At 52.0% G+C, this 18,272-nt stretch carries 12 protein-coding genes and 3 tRNA genes; 7 read left to right on the forward strand and 8 right to left on the reverse strand.

Features of this window, described 5'->3' with window-relative positions:
* Positions 1 to 12 precede the first annotated feature (12 nt).
* The 3 genes from METMI_RS0100765 to METMI_RS0100775 form a co-directional block, all read right to left on the reverse strand.
* Positions 13 to 657 carry a Uma2 family endonuclease gene (locus METMI_RS0100765; RefSeq protein ID WP_051102295.1) on the reverse strand — a complete coding sequence of 215 codons (645 nt, stop codon included), beginning with the start codon at positions 655 to 657 and terminating at the stop codon, positions 13 to 15.
* Positions 658 to 711: 54 nt separating this feature from the next.
* Positions 712 to 1,044 (reverse strand): hypothetical protein, encoded by a 333-nt coding sequence (locus METMI_RS0100770; protein WP_156829733.1) that lies wholly within the window; start codon positions 1,042 to 1,044, stop codon positions 712 to 714.
* A gap of 158 nt (positions 1,045 to 1,202) precedes the next feature.
* Entirely contained in the window at positions 1,203 to 1,628 is a 426-nt protein-coding gene (locus METMI_RS0100775; RefSeq protein WP_019864250.1) for a hypothetical protein, read from the reverse strand.
* 1,275 nt (positions 1,629 to 2,903) lie between these two features.
* Here METMI_RS0100775 and METMI_RS25935 point away from each other — a divergent pair.
* On the forward strand, positions 2,904 to 3,107 hold the full coding sequence (locus METMI_RS25935) for a helix-turn-helix domain-containing protein (RefSeq protein WP_083930126.1): 204 nt from the start codon (positions 2,904 to 2,906) through the stop codon (positions 3,105 to 3,107).
* Positions 3,108 to 3,296: 189 nt separating this feature from the next.
* A complete protein-coding gene (locus METMI_RS0100785; protein ID WP_156829734.1) occupies positions 3,297 to 5,078 on the forward strand; it encodes a hypothetical protein in 1,782 nt (593 codons plus the stop codon).
* A 188-nt stretch (positions 5,079 to 5,266) separates the two neighbouring features.
* Here METMI_RS0100785 and METMI_RS0100790 read toward each other — a convergent pair.
* The 4 genes from METMI_RS0100790 to csrA form a co-directional block, all read right to left on the reverse strand.
* A tRNA-Asn gene (locus METMI_RS0100790) sits at positions 5,267 to 5,342 on the reverse strand.
* A 16-nt stretch (positions 5,343 to 5,358) separates the two neighbouring features.
* Positions 5,359 to 5,435, reverse strand: a tRNA-Arg gene (locus METMI_RS0100795).
* 68 nt (positions 5,436 to 5,503) lie between these two features.
* A tRNA-Ser gene (locus METMI_RS0100800) sits at positions 5,504 to 5,595 on the reverse strand.
* Positions 5,596 to 5,607: 12 nt separating this feature from the next.
* Entirely contained in the window at positions 5,608 to 5,796 is a 189-nt protein-coding gene (gene csrA, locus METMI_RS0100805; RefSeq protein ID WP_019864253.1) for a carbon storage regulator CsrA, read from the reverse strand.
* A gap of 270 nt (positions 5,797 to 6,066) precedes the next feature.
* On the opposite strand from csrA, the gene METMI_RS0100810 reads away from it, so the two are divergent.
* From METMI_RS0100810 to METMI_RS0100830, 5 genes are all read left to right on the forward strand, one after another.
* Positions 6,067 to 8,355: a Tex family protein gene (locus METMI_RS0100810; protein WP_019864254.1), complete on the forward strand. Its 2,289-nt coding sequence runs from the start codon at positions 6,067 to 6,069 to the stop codon at positions 8,353 to 8,355.
* A 57-nt stretch (positions 8,356 to 8,412) separates the two neighbouring features.
* Positions 8,413 to 9,000 carry an exosortase system-associated protein, TIGR04073 family gene (locus tag METMI_RS0100815; protein WP_019864255.1) on the forward strand — a complete coding sequence of 196 codons (588 nt, stop codon included), beginning with the start codon at positions 8,413 to 8,415 and terminating at the stop codon, positions 8,998 to 9,000.
* Positions 9,001 to 9,060: 60 nt separating this feature from the next.
* On the forward strand, positions 9,061 to 9,468 hold the full coding sequence (locus METMI_RS0100820; RefSeq protein ID WP_019864256.1) for a hypothetical protein: 408 nt from the start codon (positions 9,061 to 9,063) through the stop codon (positions 9,466 to 9,468).
* Between the two features lie 156 nt (positions 9,469 to 9,624).
* Positions 9,625 to 9,831: a BLUF domain-containing protein gene (locus METMI_RS0100825; RefSeq protein ID WP_019864257.1), complete on the forward strand. Its 207-nt coding sequence runs from the start codon at positions 9,625 to 9,627 to the stop codon at positions 9,829 to 9,831.
* A gap of 269 nt (positions 9,832 to 10,100) precedes the next feature.
* Entirely contained in the window at positions 10,101 to 10,319 is a 219-nt protein-coding gene (locus METMI_RS0100830) for a hypothetical protein (RefSeq protein ID WP_019864258.1), read from the forward strand.
* A gap of 297 nt (positions 10,320 to 10,616) precedes the next feature.
* On the opposite strand, the gene METMI_RS0100835 is transcribed toward METMI_RS0100830, so the two are convergent.
* On the reverse strand, positions 10,617 to 18,230 hold the full coding sequence (locus METMI_RS0100835; RefSeq protein ID WP_019864259.1) for a LamG-like jellyroll fold domain-containing protein: 7,614 nt from the start codon (positions 18,228 to 18,230) through the stop codon (positions 10,617 to 10,619).
* Between the last annotated feature and the right edge of the window lie 42 nt (positions 18,231 to 18,272).

The raw sequence follows: 18,272 nt of genomic DNA on the forward strand, positions 1-18,272 counted from the left end.
ATAGACAAAGGTTTAAAGCGGGTTTTCTGCATTGGTTACAATAGGGTCAGCCAGTTTGCGGTTTTCTTCCCGATGACGCACCATGTCTTTATTGTCAACCCGCTCATAAATGGCCTCGACCGGCAACGCCAGCCCAATCGATTCAAAGGTGACGTCATCACCCAAAAAATAGGTGCAAGGAAACCAGCCTTGGTTTTTACGCAAGACCATCACTTGGAGAAAACCCTGTTCCACTACGACATATTCCTGCAAGGAAGGTATCTGGATGTACCGTGATAGCTTGGTGGTCAGGTCAAGTTTACGGGTACTGTCCGATAAGACTTCGACAAGCAACGTCGGGGCGTTGACAAAATAACTGTTACCATCGAATGTTGAGCAGTCTACGATCACATCAGGATAGACATAATTTTCCCCAGCCGCTGATGGCAACACCAATTTTAATTGGGACATAAAAACTGCGCCGATTTTGCCTTTTAAGTGATTCCTGAATTCGCAAGCGATATTCCCCGCTATCAAATTGTGGTTGGAACTTGACCCCGCCATTTCATAAGCACAGCCATCCAGATACTCGCGCCGGTCTAAGGCATCGGGTTCGGTTGCCAGGTATTCCGCCTCGGTCATCGGGATGCCCTCAGACACCGGATAGTGTGTAGTCATGTCGATTGCTCCTGAGATAGTTGCCGCTGCATTGGGTAGATTTTAACCCTGAATTTAAAGTGTATATCCGCTGGTTTGAACAGTTTTTTGGTTATTAACAGCCACAAACGGCCTAGGTGGCTTGCCTGGCTTCTCCATCAACTTCCACAACACACACAATGCCAGCCAATATTCATAGCGGGTCTTATCGGTAAGGTGACGGTGGGCTTGCCAAAAATTAATGATATGCCGTTTGCCGAGCTGCGCCAAATCCCTACCGGGTTCTTGGGTTTCCAACCATTCGACGAACAGCAGCATCCGCCGCAGTTGTCTCCTACGGTTTTCTTTACTTCCCTTACTGACATAGCGGCGGGACAGGCCTATGACCTGTTTAGACAGTGTAGACATATTTTACTCCAATCTGATTGAGACGAATCCCCGTGACAGCGGCGGCTTAGCTTGTTGACAGTTTTGCCGCCACCCGCTTAGTGGTTTCCAAGTACGACGCGATCGATTCCCGTCAAGGCTTTGGCGAGAATCGATCGCACTTCGACAGACGTATCCCTTTACCCGAATGACATGCGTTGCGAACCGATGTCAGTGTCTTGATAGCTATACGGATGATTAGCTTCCGTGCAATCAACTCCAACTAACGCCATACCTGCACCTGGATACCATTGGCTGATGAAGGCTAAAAACGCCTGTTTAGCCGCCTTTGACCTGCTGTCGGCTTCTCCGAACAGTCGTTTAACCGCCTTGTTCATTTCGGCAATCAAACTGTAAAAAATCGACCGCATGATTTGCCAGTGCCCCTCAAGTTCGTCACCCGACAGGGCAAGGAAGCCAAGCAACGGCCAATAATTCATGAGCGTTAGAAATAATCCACGGTCTTGAATCAATTGCCCGACTGCGGCCATATCGACCGACATGGGATGATGATTGCCATCGTTCACTGCGGACGATGGCGTAGTAGGTTTTTCTGTGGTGTTCATCGTGACTCCTATCAATCATTAATGACTGGGCTAAACCCATTCAAATCAGTTTTATCCGCCAAATTCGGGAGTATTTATGCGATTTTTCCGGTTAATGTCTCAAAATCGATAACGTCATTTTCAGGTTTGTAACCCATACAACGGATACCCCCTTGGTCGGGACAAAGGCTTTTTTTTGCACACAAAACCATAAAAGCAGTGTGGGTTAGTGATATAGCGCGGCTTACCTAGCCGGCGGAGGGTGTGCAAAAAAAAAGACCTGGTGCGCGATTTCTTAGCCGCTGCGCGAAGCGACAATAATGTGATTGCCTGAGAGGTGGGAAGAAAGGTGATGGTTGGTCAGGATTCCTGTCGCAAATCGGCAGGAACGGCGCCTTATTGGTCTCTCATTCAAGAAAACCCCTGATAACCCCTAAGCCAGAAAACGTTGTAGTCCTTGTTGGACGTGGGGTGAGGGTCGAATTTTAAAACCGTTTATGTCGGCATAAACGGTTTTGCAGGCCGCGCGCCATCGCCAAAATCCTACCGCCGGTGGCGGTGGTTTTTGGCCTGGCACGGGGCAAATCTGATGGGCGCAGAAATACGGGCCGCAAAAGCGGCGTTTTTTTGGCATCAGAGTGGGGGCGTTTTGTCCAGGCCCTGCGGGCAGGCGGCAAAACAGGGGGTAGCCAGCCATTCCTAGCGGAACAATAGGCGATTGGTTACATCGGCGCAGCATCAAGGATGCGACCGCCAGAGGCTTGAGGGGATTAATGCTCAGGGTACACGCGCTTACCGTGCCGCCAAGTCATTGTTTCTGTTTTCTATTGCGTGGAAACGCGTTGTTTTCAAGTCGCAGCCGACGGCCGCTTTGTTTCTCTAGCTCACGGCCAAAGACCGCTTTGTTTTTAGTGTGGCATCGGCGACTCCTTGTCGGCAAAAATTACTTTGAGCCTAGCCTGTTTATTCGTCATTTAAAGTGCTGAACTGGCACTACCCGATGATGTCCGTCCCGGAATCACGATCTGCGGGGTGGATTGTGCGCCATGCCGCTAGAGGCTGTCAACCGTTTGATTTCACGATATTCCTTCAATCGAACTATACCAAAAAAGTGATACTTTTCGCGCTTATCATTTGAATATTTTTAAGTAACATAGCCTTGTGACTGCTGGGGCTACTTCGGGAAAACTCCAGCTGATCTACGCAATTTACAGAATTAATTAAGAGGGAAAATACGATGAAATTGGTTATTACCGACATTTACCGAATGGTTATCAATAAAACGGGGTGTGCATTATGAGTAACTCAGAAATATCGTTAGATACCGACAAGCTTGTAACCACTGAAAAAGCCGCGGAATTGCTGTCCATCCCGGCAGCCACGCTAACCAAATGGCGGTCGACTGGCCAAGTGAAAATCCCCTTTGTACGAATTGGACGCCAAATTAAATACAGGACGACGGATCTAAAGTGCTTCATTGAGTCGTCAACGATCAGGTAGGCAGAAAAAAAGGTTCCACTAAGTTTTGTAGACATATTAATAGGAAGTTAAAGCATTTATTTCAATCGATTGATGTAATTCTCCTGTTTTGACACATCATTTAGCACTGAATTTCCGGGGTTCAGAGGTAAATAATTCACTTAAGTTTATCGGATACCGCCATTATCTTCACGGCAACAGAAACCAAACGTGACAAATATAAAAAACTCTTGCGACCCAATATCTGATCAAGATGATGTACATGTGCCGCGATCAGATGAAAATCCAGTTATTACCGCACTTAAGGCGTCTGGGCGCTATAAGCAACCATTAGGCGGCGGCAAGCACGCAATACTTTGCCCTTGGCTGCATGAGCATTTAAACCAAATAGACAATGATGCGGCCTATTTTGAACCGAACGAGTTTTTCCCTTTGGGCGGTTTCAAATGTCGGCAGGGGGCTTGTGCGCATCGGCGTGTAGGCGCCTTGCATGATTTTTTTGAAATCAGCCGGGTTGCCGCAAAACACAAGCCATCGATCCTTGTACAGCCTGGCGAAATTCCTCGCATTTGCGATGTGACAGAGCGTGAATTGGCAAAAACCTTTAGGCATTATCAGCGTGGTGGCGTTATTGTCACCATCGTCACCGACCCCAGCACCCAAGATTCCACAGTTAAACAATTGTCCCTTGCCGGTTTAATCCGAGCGGTTGCCGGATTAGCCGTTTGGCAGCGTTTTGACAAACGCAGTAATGGCTGGGTGATTTGTGATCCGCCCGAAAAATATATCCGGGTTCTCCATGACGCGACTTCGTATCCTCATTTACCCCTATTAAATGGTATAGCGAGGCAACCTTATTTAAGACCGGATGGCAGTTTAGTCACTGAACCTGGTTATGATTTAGAAACGTGCATGTTTGGCGTATTTAATGCCGATGACTTTAAGATTCCGCTAACCCCAAGTCGCCAACAGGCAGAACAGGCATTAGCCGTTTTATCGGAACTGCTCAGTGAATTTACCTTTAAAACTAAACAGGATTTGGCGGCGGCATTAGCGGCAATTTTAACCGCAACCATTAGATCATCGCTTCCGCTCGCGCCGCTCTTCCATAGTAAGGCGCATAGCATCTCCAGCGGCAAAAGTTACCTTTGTGAATTAATAACCGCCTTTGTCACACCTCAACGCGGCACACCCCATGCTTTTCCTGCTGATGATGAAGAATGCCGAAAAATATTATTGGCGGAGTTGTTAACAGCACCGGCAGTGGTGGAATTCGATAACCTGACTACTGACTTGGTCCCCCACAAATCACTGTGTACCGTGTTAACCAGTGAGTTTATTTCGGGTCGCATTCTGGGGCAGAGCAAGACTGCCGAAGTCGGCACTCGGACATTATTTTTATCCAGCGGCAATAACGTCGACCCCGTCAGGGATATGACCCGACGCACCATTACGATCACCCTTGATCCTACTTGCGAAATACCCGCAACCCGTGAGTTCCGTAAGCAGCCTGTGCGTGATGTCAGGGCTAACCGGGGGCGCTATGTCTCGCTGGCCTTGACTATTATTCGTGCCTGGATTTGTGCAGGGCGGCCAAAAACCGAATGTAAAACGATAGCCACCTATTATGAGTGGTCAGACCTCTGCCGTCAGCCGTTACTTTGGTTGGGCTTACCTGATCCTGCGGTTTGTATATTCGAATCTATCAGTGCAGACCCCGATCGCGAACAGCTTGGCATGATACTGCTTGGTTGGCGTGATAGATTTGGCAATGAAGCGGTATTAATCCGGGACGCCTTGAAACGCATCAGTTTTGATGACGAGCTATGGGAATTCATTCGGGACATTGCAGCTGAGAAAGACGGCAGCATCAATAAAAATCGGTTAGGCTGGTGGTTAAAACGTAATGAGGGCCGGGTAGTGAATGGTTTGCGGTTTGTAAGGGATGAGTCAAGCCGTGGCTCGGTAAAATGGAAGGCGCAGGTATTGTAGGTTTTGCAGGTTTCTAAATTAACTATTCAAGAAAGTGTCAAATCTGCAATTAGGTAAGCTAGGAAATAAGGGGGGCATAACTATGGTCAATTCTTTAATGGCAAGGCAGAAAAGTTGCCCTGGGGTTGCCCGGAAAACTAACAGGCAAAAAAAAGGTCTTACATTTTCATGTAAGACCTTGATTTACTTGGCTCCCCCGGACGGGCTCGAACCGCCGACCTAGTGATTAACAGTCACCCGCTCTACCGACTGAGCTACAGGGGATTAAACTTTTATAAATTGGCGCGCCCGGAGAGATTCGAACTCCCGACCGATCGGTTCGTAGCCGATTACTCTATCCAGCTGAGCTACGGGCGCGTTAAATTGAGCTAGGTATTATCTTTTTTAATTACAAAACTGTCAAGAAAATCTTTTAAAATTAATTTTGGCGGAGAGAGAGGGATTCGAACCCTCGATGGGAGTTAAAGCCCATACTCCCTTAGCAGGGGAGCGCCTTCAGCCTCTCGGCCATCCCTCCTGAAACTGTGTATTACTCAGAACTAGCTGACTCTGCTTGTTCTTTTTTTATTCTTTCGTAAATTTCTTCTCTGTGAACAGATACATCTTTTGGCGCATTCACACCTATGCGAACCTGGTTTCCTTTAACCCCAAGGACGGTAACCGTTACCTCGTCACCAATCATTAAAGTTTCCCCTACTCGGCGAGTCAGTATAAGCATGGCTTCTCCCTAATGTAATTAAAAACTCACTGTTCTTACACAGCATCCAACTTACGGGGAGCATAATAACAGTTTTTTGGGCAAATAAAAATCAAAACCTAGCGTGGCGCAATTTATGCTGTCAAAAGTTGCATGGCCTAATTTCTGGAAACTGGTTGCAGATTCATGATATTTAAGCCGTTTGCTTGAGATTGATTAAATCCGTGGTAAATATCAAAATAACTATTATTCACGCTACAATGGGCATTTTTAAACTGCGAAAAATTACAAATGGACGTCATTTCCCGTATTGCTGAAGAATTATCTGTTAACTACAAACAAGTCAGCGCAACTGTTAAATTGCTTGATGATGGTTCGACAGTGCCTTTTATTGCCCGCTACCGTAAAGAAGCCACTGGCGGCCTTGATGACACCCAGTTACGGATGCTTGAAGAACGCCTGATTTATCTACGTGAGCTTAACGGGCGCCGTGCCAGCATTTTGGATAGCATCAGGGCGCAAGACAAACTGACACCAGAATTGGAACAGGCCATCAACTCGGCCGATACCAAAACGCTCCTTGAAGATTTGTATTTGCCCTATAAGCCTAAACGCCGCACTAAAGCACAGATTGCCCGTGAAGCCGGATTAGAACCGCTCGCGGATACCCTGTTGCATGACCGCCTATTGATACCAGAACAAATCGCCGCAGAATATCTTAATGAAGACAAAGGCATCGGCGATATTTCAGCGGCATTGGAAGGCGCACGGCAAATTATCATGGAACGGATCTCAGAAAATGCCGAACTCTTGGCAGAACTGCGTGAACGGGTTTGGCAAAATGGTATTGTGCACGCTACCGTCGTAGCGGGCAAAGAACAACAGGCCGAAAAGTTTAAGGATTATTTTGATTACCGCGAAGCCATCAACAAAATCCCTTCGCACCGTGCATTAGCGTTATTACGTGGCCGTAACGAGAATTTATTGGCAATAAACCTACAGCCAGCAATTGACGACAAGGTGGAACACGAACTTTGCGGGCAATTTGTCGCCCGCCATCTTAAAATCACGGACACGACCCGCCCTGCTGATAGTTGGCTAGCCGAAACCGCCCGTTATGCTTGGAAAATCAAGCTGTTCACCCGCATTGACGCGGATTTGAAATTACGTTTGCGGGAAGCGGCCGAACAGGAGGCCATCAAGGTTTTTGCCAGTAATTTACGTGCCTTGCTGTTGGCCGCACCTGCCGGGGGCAAAATCACCATGGGGCTAGACCCCGGCATACGCACTGGCGTTAAAGTGGCGGTTGTTGACGCAAACGGTAAATTGCTGGCGACTGACACTATATACCCACACCCGCCACGCAAACAATGGACTGAGTCCATCGCCGCACTTGCGCAACTGATCCAGAAACATGGCGTCAATTTGGTCAGCATCGGTAATGGCACCGCTTCCAGGGAAACCGACCAATTGGTTGCCGATGTCATCAAGCAATATCCAGAATTGAATATCGCCAAAATCGTCGTGTCCGAAGCGGGGGCGTCGGTATATTCGGCCTCGGAACTCGCCGCCAAAGAATTCCCGGAATTGGACGTTTCCTTGCGTGGCGCCGTTTCCATAGCCAGACGCTTACAAGACCCTCTGGCGGAGTTGGTAAAAATTGACCCTAAATCAATAGGCGTAGGCCAATACCAGCATGACGTCAATCCGGTGCAGTTGGCACGTAGCCTGGATGCCGTTGTTGAAGACTGCGTAAACGCCGTGGGTGTTGATGTCAATACCGCATCCGTGCCATTACTAAAACAAGTGTCAGGCTTATCGACTAGTGTCAGCGAGAACATTGTCGCTTACCGGAACGAACACGGATCTTTCACGAACCGTGAACAACTGAAAAAAATCCCCCGTTTAGGAGGCAAAACTTATGAACAAGCGGCAGGGTTTTTACGGATTATGAACGGCGATAATCCGCTAGATGCATCCGCTGTCCATCCTGAGGCGTATCCCTTAGTTGAAGCCATCATTAAGGATACGGGCAAATCCATCCGCGATCTGATCGGCCAAAGCCAGTTTTTGCGCAACCTAAACCCTAACTGTTACACTAACGGCGATTTTGGTTTACCTACCGTAACCGATATTTTACAAGAACTTGAAAAACCAGGCCGCGACCCTAGGCCAGAATTTAAAAGCCTGGCTTTTACCGCCGGTATTGAAAAAATCACCGACCTTGAAGTAGGGATGAAACTGGAAGGGATCGTCAGCAATGTCGCTAATTTTGGGGCATTTGTCGATATAGGCGTCCATCAGGACGGGCTAGTGCATATTTCACACCTGTCCGACACATTTATTAAAGATGCCAAAGAAGCCGTTAAAGTCGGCGACATAGTCAAAGTCACCGTGCTGGAAATTGATGTCGCCCGCAAACGCATTGCCTTGAGCATGAAAACATCACCAGACGCCCGTCCAACAACACCAGCAAAGACCGAAAAAAACTTAACTAAGCGGCCTTCCGCCCCACCTAAAAAAACCGAACCAGTACGGGGCACAATGGCGGATGTTTTTGCCAAAGCATTGGGAAAATAAAAAATGCAAGCTCTGCTATACTAATTCCATCATTACAACTAACTTACAGGATTTGCCATGATTAAATCTAACCGTTTCTTTGTGTATTTCTTATGCACCGGGCTGATGACCGCTTACCTCCCCCAATGCTTGGCAGATCAATATAATGACGATACCGAAATTGCTGCGGAGGCCGACAATATCCAAAACCGGCCCCCGTGCAGTTATGGCCAAAAGATTAACGAAAAAGCCTTGCGCATGGTGAGCAACTTTGACTCAAGCTTATTGGAAATCCCCAAAAATATCATCAACACCACCAACGACAGCAATATTTTTTACGGTATCACCGGAGGGCTTGCTAAAGGGCTAATCAACACCCTCGGGCGCGTGGGAGTCAGTTTTGCCGACTTCATATCCCTACCGATACCTACCAAGCCCATTGCCTACCCGTTATACATTTGGGATGATTTTGATAAAGACACCCAATACAACGACGCTTTCCGTCTTGACACCTGCCCGCCCGACGACTCGGTCATTGCCTCACCTGAAGCAACACCTCGCCAAACAGTCGCAGTCCCTCCACGGCAAGCGCTAGATAACAGAAACTACGGCGAACAGACCAACCGAAAACTGGATACGTTATTCAAAAAGGAAATGATGAAGTAAACGGATCCCACCTTCTTGCCACCTTCCTGTCATTTTTAATTTATTTTTTAAGGTATTATTATGCTGTCTCAAAAAAATATTGTTATCTCGATAGCCATCGCCTCGCTAGCAGGCTGCGCCAGTATCGTCACCGATTCAACACACCCCACCAGCATCACTAGCTTACCTGACCGCGCCGATTTTGTGGTCATCAACCAGCAAGGCAAAACCGTACACAGCGGCAAAACACCCGCCACAGTCACCCTTAAACCCGATGCAGGCTATTTTAAAGGCGAGAAATATACCCTTAAATTTCAAAAAGAAGGTTATGGCACCCAAACCGCCCCACTTAATTCGCACTTAAACAACTGGTATTGGGGCAACCTTTTATTTGGATGGGGGCTAGGCATGTTCGTCATTGACCCATTGACCGGAGCCATGTGGACATTGCCGGAATCAAAACCGGTAGTATTGGTACCTAACCACTAAATGCCCCTTACCGTATCGGTGACCTTGGAGCCCAAAAAATAACGGGCTCCACAATGCCTGAGCCACTGAAAAAATTATATATTAGGGTACAAACGCCGCTACACACACTTGCCTATGTAAACCTCACCAAGCAAGAAATGTCCGAGGACAACTTGCTTGACATACTCAAACCATCCCGCAAGCCATGATACAACCGGGTTGCCACTTTATCCGGCCCGTTTTCTCATCCAATCCCTAAAAGGCGAAGAAAGCGAAATTGGCACTTTGTTTGAAAGCATCAAAAAGGATAGCCGCCCTTACAATGTGCTATTGGTTTACAAGCAACTGGCTACCTGCCGTAGTTTCGGGGGCATTGTTGAATAAATCAAAACTCAGGCAAAACCACCCATTTTTAACACCCGTTAAACTTTTACGGATACCGGTTATGACCGCCCAGGCTTGTCATCCATTGGGTGCGGCCACACCGACCCAAACTTCCCTTTTTTGCTGTGGCAGTCCACATGCTTTCATGACACGGACAAACGAATTCATTAAACCGTCGGTTAAACATCGCAGTTGCCATTTCGCGATATCACACTTGGGTGTCGACCTCGCGCTCCGGTCTTGGCCGGGCGCCAGCCAGCTACCGCCTCTTGAATGGACTAGATCGTAAAATCACCGCGTTGCCGCAACCCATTATTGTATCCGCGCCGTTGCCAGCGCTTCCGTTAAAAATTGGCATTTTTTATCTCTTAGATGTCAATATAAAAAACTTAAAGCTTGGCAACAGCCAACTGGCCTACCCCATCCTACATTGGTCGGGCCAATTGGCTGCGGTAGAGCCTATCCGCTATCGCAAAAACGACATGTAACTTAGCGCCCAGCCATTGATTTTTTGTCGGGCCAGTCTAAACCCGGGCGGACGGTTGTCCGCCTTTTATGGCCTGTGCCAACATCCGTAGCGATCAGGCGGGCAACCGCTCGCCCCTACGAAAATAATACTGACAATTCAACATTGACTGAGTGCTAGCGCTTGTATCCAGTCCGCTATCAGGTTGAGATAGCGACAAAATCTGCAATGCCACCCTCGCTCCAGAATGGGTTAAATAAAATATATATATTAAAAATCAACTTTATATAAATTATCGCTTACCCAATAGCCGATTTATTCAGCAACGCCCCCTGTGGCGTGGAGCCCGCAGAAAAGCCGCTGTTTGTGGGTGTAATCGTGCTGTGGCGGCCTGCTGGCCCGAGTTTGTCACCGCGCCAGTGGCGAAACCCGTCAGCATATAAGAGAGGACATCGTACAGCAGCTCCCCCATCCAGGCGGGATCAGCATTGGGCCTCACGGTGTCCCACCAGGGAACCAACGCGCCAAGTGGGGAATTCGCTGCGGCCGGATTCACTACCGCCGTAATGGCGGTCCCCACGTTGGCGGGCGTCGCTTCCTTATCCCCCAGATTGTCCAGAATCAGTGCGATCAGGGCGGCGTTGTCTGAAACATCGATGGTCCGGTTGAAGTCGGGCTGGAGGGTTTCGTTGGGCGTGCCGCTGAATGCTGGCGGAACCCGGCTAACGTAGGTGACCCGATAGAGAACGCGCCATACTTCGTTGCCAGCTATACTGGCCTCGCGTAGCGCCACGGCGTTTGGATCGCTGCTTCGTAGCCAGCTCTGATCAACGATACTGGTAAATGCATCCGCGTTCGCGGCGTCGGGATGCAAATAGAAGGCATTGAAGCGATAAGCGCTCACCTTGCCCGGACAGAGTTGGCGAGTGTAATTCTGGCCGCTGCTGTCCAACGCTTCGAGGATCGGTTCGCCCGTGACCGCCACGTTCAAGCCAAAGCCGGTGCTTTCGGTCTTGGTTTTGCTGGCCGTCGCGCTAACCTGCCAGTTATAGAGGAAATCAAAGCTGCCGGTAGGGCCAAACACCACTCCGGGGCCGAACAAAGCTTTGCCGCTCATCGAAAAGCCAGTATTGACGCTACTGTTCGCGGAAGCCGACCAGGTAGTCTGCCGCTCATCGGTGAATTGCTCCTGTTCAGCATGCAAGCCCCCGGCGGCCGTCCATACATAACTGTTCACGATGCTCTTGCGCACAGACTTGCCGCCATTCGAACGGTTTACAAAGAGCTTGCCTTCCGCCTCAGTATTCTCCGGGACGGTGGAGTTGTTGTCGAATACAGGACTGCCCAACGCGGTCTGGCTCTGGGGATTGAACTGCTCGTAGTAGGCGCCTAAAGCGAGCGTCTGCCGCTCGATATCGGCTTTCAACCGGTAGGCTTCGAGTGGCTTGAAATAACTTCCACGTTCGAAATCGGCCGCCGGATAATCGGGGTCGTTCAGCAGGCCGATTTTGCCGTCGAGCGTGCCATTCTTGATGTAGCCCGGATCCATCTGAAACACGATGATGTTCTTATCCGGCGGAATTTCGAGATTGGGAACGGCGATCTTCCCGGCCATCGCGCCAGTCGTATTGAGTTGAAGGACGTAAAGGTCCGCCGTCATCGACGTCACCAGCGCGTAACCCGTGTTCGAGGGCAGAAACCGCTGCGATACGGCAGTGTTCAGTATGTTGCCTGGATCTTCCCATTGTCCTCGTAGACTATAAGTATCCGAGATGGTCTGGGCCCAGGACGAGGAACGAACGGTTGTTTCTCCTGTGCTTGATCCCATCATACCGCCCGCCAAGGCGGCAATATTAAAGCCCGCCTCAGCGATAGTGCCGGAAACTTCGGCAATAAACCCTATCGAGGCTGAGGCATTTACATCGACCGAAAACCCTAACGAACCGGAGATATCCATGGATTGGCCTGCGTCCCTCCCGACCGAAAAACTCACCGCAGTGGACTCCGCTTCCGTCAACGTCACGCTGCTGGTGCCGTAGTAAAAAGACGTATAGGTGCCGTTCCAAGGATTCGTGAGATTTTCACTCGGCACTGGTGGCGCGCCTTCAATGAACCCCACCAGTGTTGGCGCGGTTTGCACCTGTCCGAGATAGATCATGCGCAGGTCGCCCACCCGGAAACCCGGCGTGATATTGAGGAAGCCATCGACAAAGTAATACCCGCGCTGCAAGGTGGACACCAGCGTGCCATCGGCCCCGCGATCCACATCGGCGAACTCGATGATAGCCGGCGTCCCGGACAAGGAGGACTGGAACGTGGTCGCCTGGCCTCCGTATACGTTTAAAACAGACGGCCCTTCATTGCTGACGGGCGCTGCCGAAGCCACAAATGTCGGTGTCTGGCCAATCCCGACGCCGTTGTTGCCATTTCCGGTCTGGTCGTTGAAGGTGTTGTTGTCGAAGTTCCAATAACCGACAAGACCTGATTCGTCGCCTTTAAGCGTCGAGAACTGGGTGGCGTCAATCTGCCTGCCAGTGCGGACTATGTTCCAGATCCGCACCTCATCGATTTGTCCGAGGAAACCGCCCAGTTCCGCCTGGTCCAGGTACGATCCGCCAATGGCAAACCCAGGATCGCCCCAGTTGTAACCGGGGTACAAACCCTCGGGCGCCGGGCCTATGGCTGGCGCCGGCTCGCCGTTCACGTAGACCGCCAGGCTCGACAGCTCACCGATAATAGTCCACATTGAGCTGTCCGCAAGGCGCGCGTTGTTGTTGGAAACGCTGTCGTAGGCCCAATCGCCTTCCTGTTCCATGAACCACCAGGCGGCGATGCAGCCATCTGTCCCAAAGGCCCGGCGTTGCCGCATGGCTTGCTGAACCTGTACGGCGCTGAGCGCGACAGACCAGATCCGCACTCCCCCCAGACTTCCCTGGAAATAGGCGTTTCCCGCCATTATAGCGCCAAGCAATAGGAATACGGATGTTGGCATGGCTGTGGCGCCAAGTATCACGGGCGTTGGCGTGGTTTGAATGGCCGCTTCAGCCTGGTTCAGCCAGAACGTGGGCAAACCTTGCCTTGGCTGCGGGCCAGAGGTGGTTTGTATGACCGCCACCGCCTGTCCGTCTACAAACAAAGCCAGATTTCCCTGGGACTGAGGCCCGGAAATGTTGTCATCTTGCGGCGGGGAGTATGCGGAAGAGGCGTACGTGAATACAAGGTGATGGGCTTTCCCGTCCGTGACGTTCACGCCGGTCGAGGTCACCGTCCACCTTGTGCTGGCATCCGCGAGCAACACATGTGCGGTCACATTGCCTAAGGAGTCCAGGCCTAGGTAAAAACTTTCCGAAGCTGGCTCGTCTCCCCACTTGGAAACGATCGCGCACGGCGCATTAGGGAAGGCAGGAACCAATATCCAGGCTTCGATTGAAAGCGAAACGCCTAAATCGAATTCCGCCGAGTTGCCACAGTCCACATCGTTACCGTTAGCCTTCTGGAACGCGACTCCGCACCCCGCCTCCCAGGCGACCGCGACATGGTTCCAGGCATCGGCTAAAACAACAGCGTCCGTCATGACCGGATCACTGCCACCCACTGCGGCGATCACATTCTGACATCCGGTGAAGATGCCTTGGGATATCGGCTGGTCGGCCGACGGGTAGATGATGAGATTTACGGCGCCCCCGGTCGCGGCACAGCCATTCGCAAAAAAGGAGCTATACATCGGGTCTTCGCTGAGGGCCCAACTCCCCAGCAAGCCGTCTTCGTAGCCAGTGAGCGCAACCGTCATCCCGCGCCGTACATTTTCAGGGGAGAGGAACGACTGCCACAGACGTACCTGGGCGTAATCCGCTACGGCGGACGACAGAATCGCGTTGCTCTGAGCGGCTTCACCCACAGAAAAATAAGCCCCCTGACTGAGAATGGTGCTGAGGCTTCCGCCTCCCTCCGGTGTGGCTATCTCTGCATCGGGCTGAACGCCATTGATGTACAGGCTGTACCTCCACACGCCATCTGAGCCCAGCGACCCTGCAACGGCAAGATGGGTCCAGACTCCCGGATCCAGTTGGATCGAACTCGGCTGCGATTCCCACGAACTGCCCTCATACTTACCGACTCCAAGGAAATTCAAATACGGATTGAGCGTCGAGTTCAGAGCCAGCTCAAGCTCAAGCAAATCTCCAGGTTGATCAACGCACACTAGGCACAAGACCGCACCCGCCGTGGCCGGGTTGAGCCAAAGTTCCATGGTGAATTGGGTTTGATCCTGGATCAGGTTGTTTCCACTGGTCAGGCAGAAGTTGGCCATGGCGTTAGATGAATCCGCGGCCGAACTGCCGGTGATCGAAAGGCACGGTTGCGTCGCGGTGGCCAGCACGAAACTCGGCTGGACAACACCCGTTTGCGCCCCGCTGACCGCTTGCGTATCACTCAGGTTCATGAGTCCGAACGGCGCAGCGCCAGGATTCAAACATGAGTTCGCAAAAATAGCCCCCATTCCCGGCGCATCGAGAAGCCTCCAGTAGCCTTCCAGCCCTGGCTCAGACCCCATCAGCGTGCTGAACATTGTGCTTAAGAGTTCATCCTGCGTGCGCGCGCTTTGCCAGAAACGGACTTCCGCAAGGCTGCACGCCGCGGTGGGAGGAAGATAAGCAGACTTATCTCTTCCCCCAATATAGAAAAAGAGGGCGTTTCCCGATGGCTTGGTCCACCGCCAAACGGTGATCGGTATGCTGTACGTTGGTTGCGGTATCCCGTTTAAGAAAATAGTAAAAATTGTCTCAGAAGCCGAGGCCGATACCGTTGCGGTGATGGCGACATGATTCCAGATATTCGGCGTCAAAGTCGGATTCCAACCATCAGGTACTGGTGATGGTGTTGGAACAACGAATAGGTGGCTCTGTGGGTTTAGCCCGAGGCTAAGCCAAACATTGTTATCGAGGGGATCATAAACCCCCAGAATCGACCCCTGCGCGTTTGGCGTCGGGTTGACCCACATTTCGAAGGTCAGTGTATTCGAGTCCAAAAAATCGCTGCTTCCGGGAACGCTGATGAGGATATAGGATGATTCCTCCGCCTGTAGCGACCCAAAAGTAAGGCAAGGGGGGCCGCCGGCCCCGTTAAACGCCATCACCGTCCCGCCGTCACCGGGAGCGATCCATGCTTCCAGGGTCATGCTAGTCGCGGGATCCAGCAGGTTGAATTGGTTCTGATCCGCGTCAATCCAAACCAAACCGGAGCCGTCCAGTTCAATCGCCTCTTGACTGGGTGCCGCCATCCATCCCCCCATGGCGTCCGGTGCCTGCGCCGCGGCACCGCATTTCTGCACCATAGGCGGCAGACCGTTCGCCGGGAACCCGGTGAAGACGGCAACCGCTTGCAGCAGGCTTTGCGGAAACAGCAATCCGCTGCTTGCGCCCTCGGCAAGCTTCGCATCGTAAGCGCCCGCAACAATGCCTCCACCCGCAGGATTAACGGCGATGGCGAGGATCGCGCCAGCCACGCCCGCTTCCTGGGCCAACCGGGAAACGAACTCCTCGCTGTCCAGCGGCATCCCGTAAATCCGCACCAAGGGGGTCGTCGCGTCGCGCTGGAACAACAGATCAACCTCGTCCGACATGCCGCTTGAAGCGGCCAAAATTTCCACCGATGCCGTGGTTATGCCGGGTTGCAGGTAGAGCGTCAGCGGGATGCCGTCGGTGGCGGCAATCTCGATGACGTACTGCTGATCCGGCGAGTACTGCCGCCCGTTCATAACGGCGGCGGTCACGGCGCCAGCGCCCACGGGATCGGTAGAGGAAGGGGGGATTACGCCGAAAAGGCTTGCCAGTGCCGCGAGGCTCAGGCCGCCGGAAGGATTCTGATCCGGGCGGAAGGCCACTTCGGGCTGCTGGATGATCAGCCCCAACGCGGAACCTGGCGACACCCAGAGGAAGATATCCGGGTATTGGGACAGCAATTGCGCCGCGAAAGCCTGCTGATTCGCCGGGAACTCCACCGCGCCACCTCCGTTGACCGAGCAGCCGACGGTGTTTGGCGTGGCGCTTTCCGAGATCGCAATTGAAACATCCAGCGCCCCGCTTTTGAGGAACAAGATAAGTGGGTCACCCGAGGCAAGCAGGCTGAGCGCCAGCGTATCATTCTCGCCGGGAGCATAGTAACCGGAGTTTGCGGCGTCGCCCCTCAAGATGACTGACGCTTGATACGGGTCGACCGGCAATCCCTGCCAGGTTTGCGTTATCGGCTTCCCGTGGGCGGTAAACTGCAGCGTGAGTTGAAGTTGTTCGCCGTCAGAAGTGGCGGTTACCGTTTGCAACGGCACATCGCCACGCGCCGAAACTAAGCCCAGGTAGCCTGTGGTTGCGCCGTTTTCCGCGTTTAGCAAAGGGAGCCTTGCGATGGGCCGCTGGCCGGTATAGTCGAAAAACACGCGCGTCCCATTCTTCACCCCGGCGTCATTCGGATCGTAGCTTGCGTTTCCCATCAGGACGGCAACGAATTGGTCGGCCTGCCGCGGAACACCAACCCACCTCTCCTCGCCAAGGTTGGTGTTTCCATAGTTAACTGCGACGTTGCAAATATCCGGGGAAATACCGTACTCGACCATGACCTGGAAATTTGAGAACAGGAAGCTGGCTCCATTGGCGACCATGTCGATCTGGCCGGTTTCGTTTCCCGCGATCCATGGCACTTGCACCGACACGCGAGCGGTCATGGTGCTGTACTGCGCGACCATGAAGGGTGCATCCCCGTTTACTGGTAAACCCGCGTAATACAAACGAATCAGCCCGTCTTTGCTTTCCAGTAAACGTGGTGGGGCTGATGCCTGAACGTTTTCCAACAGGGCGGAGCAAATGGTGATGCCTCCCAAAGACCCCACGACGTTGTTGAGGTAGGGGGCTTCTCCCCCGTCAACGGCTTGCACAAGCTGCGCGTTAGGGTATGCAGGCAGCGTCCCATCCGGAAGCAGCCCGAAATCGAAGATAGCCATGCCCGCTGCCGACGGGGCGGCAATCATGACGCGCGCGCCCCGCTTCAGCGTCCCTTGGTCTGGATTGTTAGGGTCGGCTGCCTCCTGGTCTCCGTACAAGACCGCATCGACCCCTTTGGTGAACGTCAGTTGAGGGTTTGAACCTCCGGGACAGATGCTGGATACTGCCGAAAGGCCCGGATCGAGTTGCGGTAATCCGCTTTTCAACTGGGCGTAGGAGGACACGGTCACCGAATCTGCTGTCGCAACCACAAACTGCCATCTGGAGCCCGCGCCTGTCGCACTTGGTGTAAGGATAACGGCGAAATTACCGGGCGTGACCGGAGCAACATTGCCGCCGAGAACGCCTTGCACCTCAACCAGTTCCATCGTTGGTTCGATGAAGGGATCGCCCGTCATGCCCCGATACCCCAGCGTGTCCTGCGGGCCTGCGGGAGTATCCCTGAGCCCGCTTCTGCGGTAGCGCACTTCCCAGGCTGGCTGCAATTCAAAGTTCGCTTGAGGCTCTCCCCCCGCGTCTGCCCTGGAATCGCTGGCCGAAACTGAAACCAGTAAAAAGCGGTTCAGATAGAGCGTGCCCACGGTGCTGAGCCGAAAGAGATAGATATATCGGTTATCGGAAACAGCACAGAATGGCGCATCCGCCAGTGCCGGCTCAAAGGTTGGCGGCGCGCTGATGAGGCCCATTCCGGAGACCCGGAGCGGCGTCGACGCAGAATCCAAGCTGACACCAATCTGGGTAAGGTCGATGCTTTCCCAGCCTACAAACCCAGCATCACCATCCTGAACGGGGGCATTAGTAGATACATTGTAGTAAATCATGTTTACGGATTGCTTTGCCGCCCTGGCCAAAAGCACCACTTTTCCTTCAAATGAAACCGAAACTGGATCGACAAGACGCACACCCTTGTCGCCTGGAGCTGAAGCGATACTAATTCCCATTATTGAACCCTCTCTATCATGACGTGGAAAAGACAATAGAAG

Source organism: Methylovulum miyakonense HT12 (assembly GCF_000384075.1).
GTDB classification, from domain to species: Bacteria; Pseudomonadota; Gammaproteobacteria; order Methylococcales; family Methylomonadaceae; genus Methylovulum; species Methylovulum miyakonense.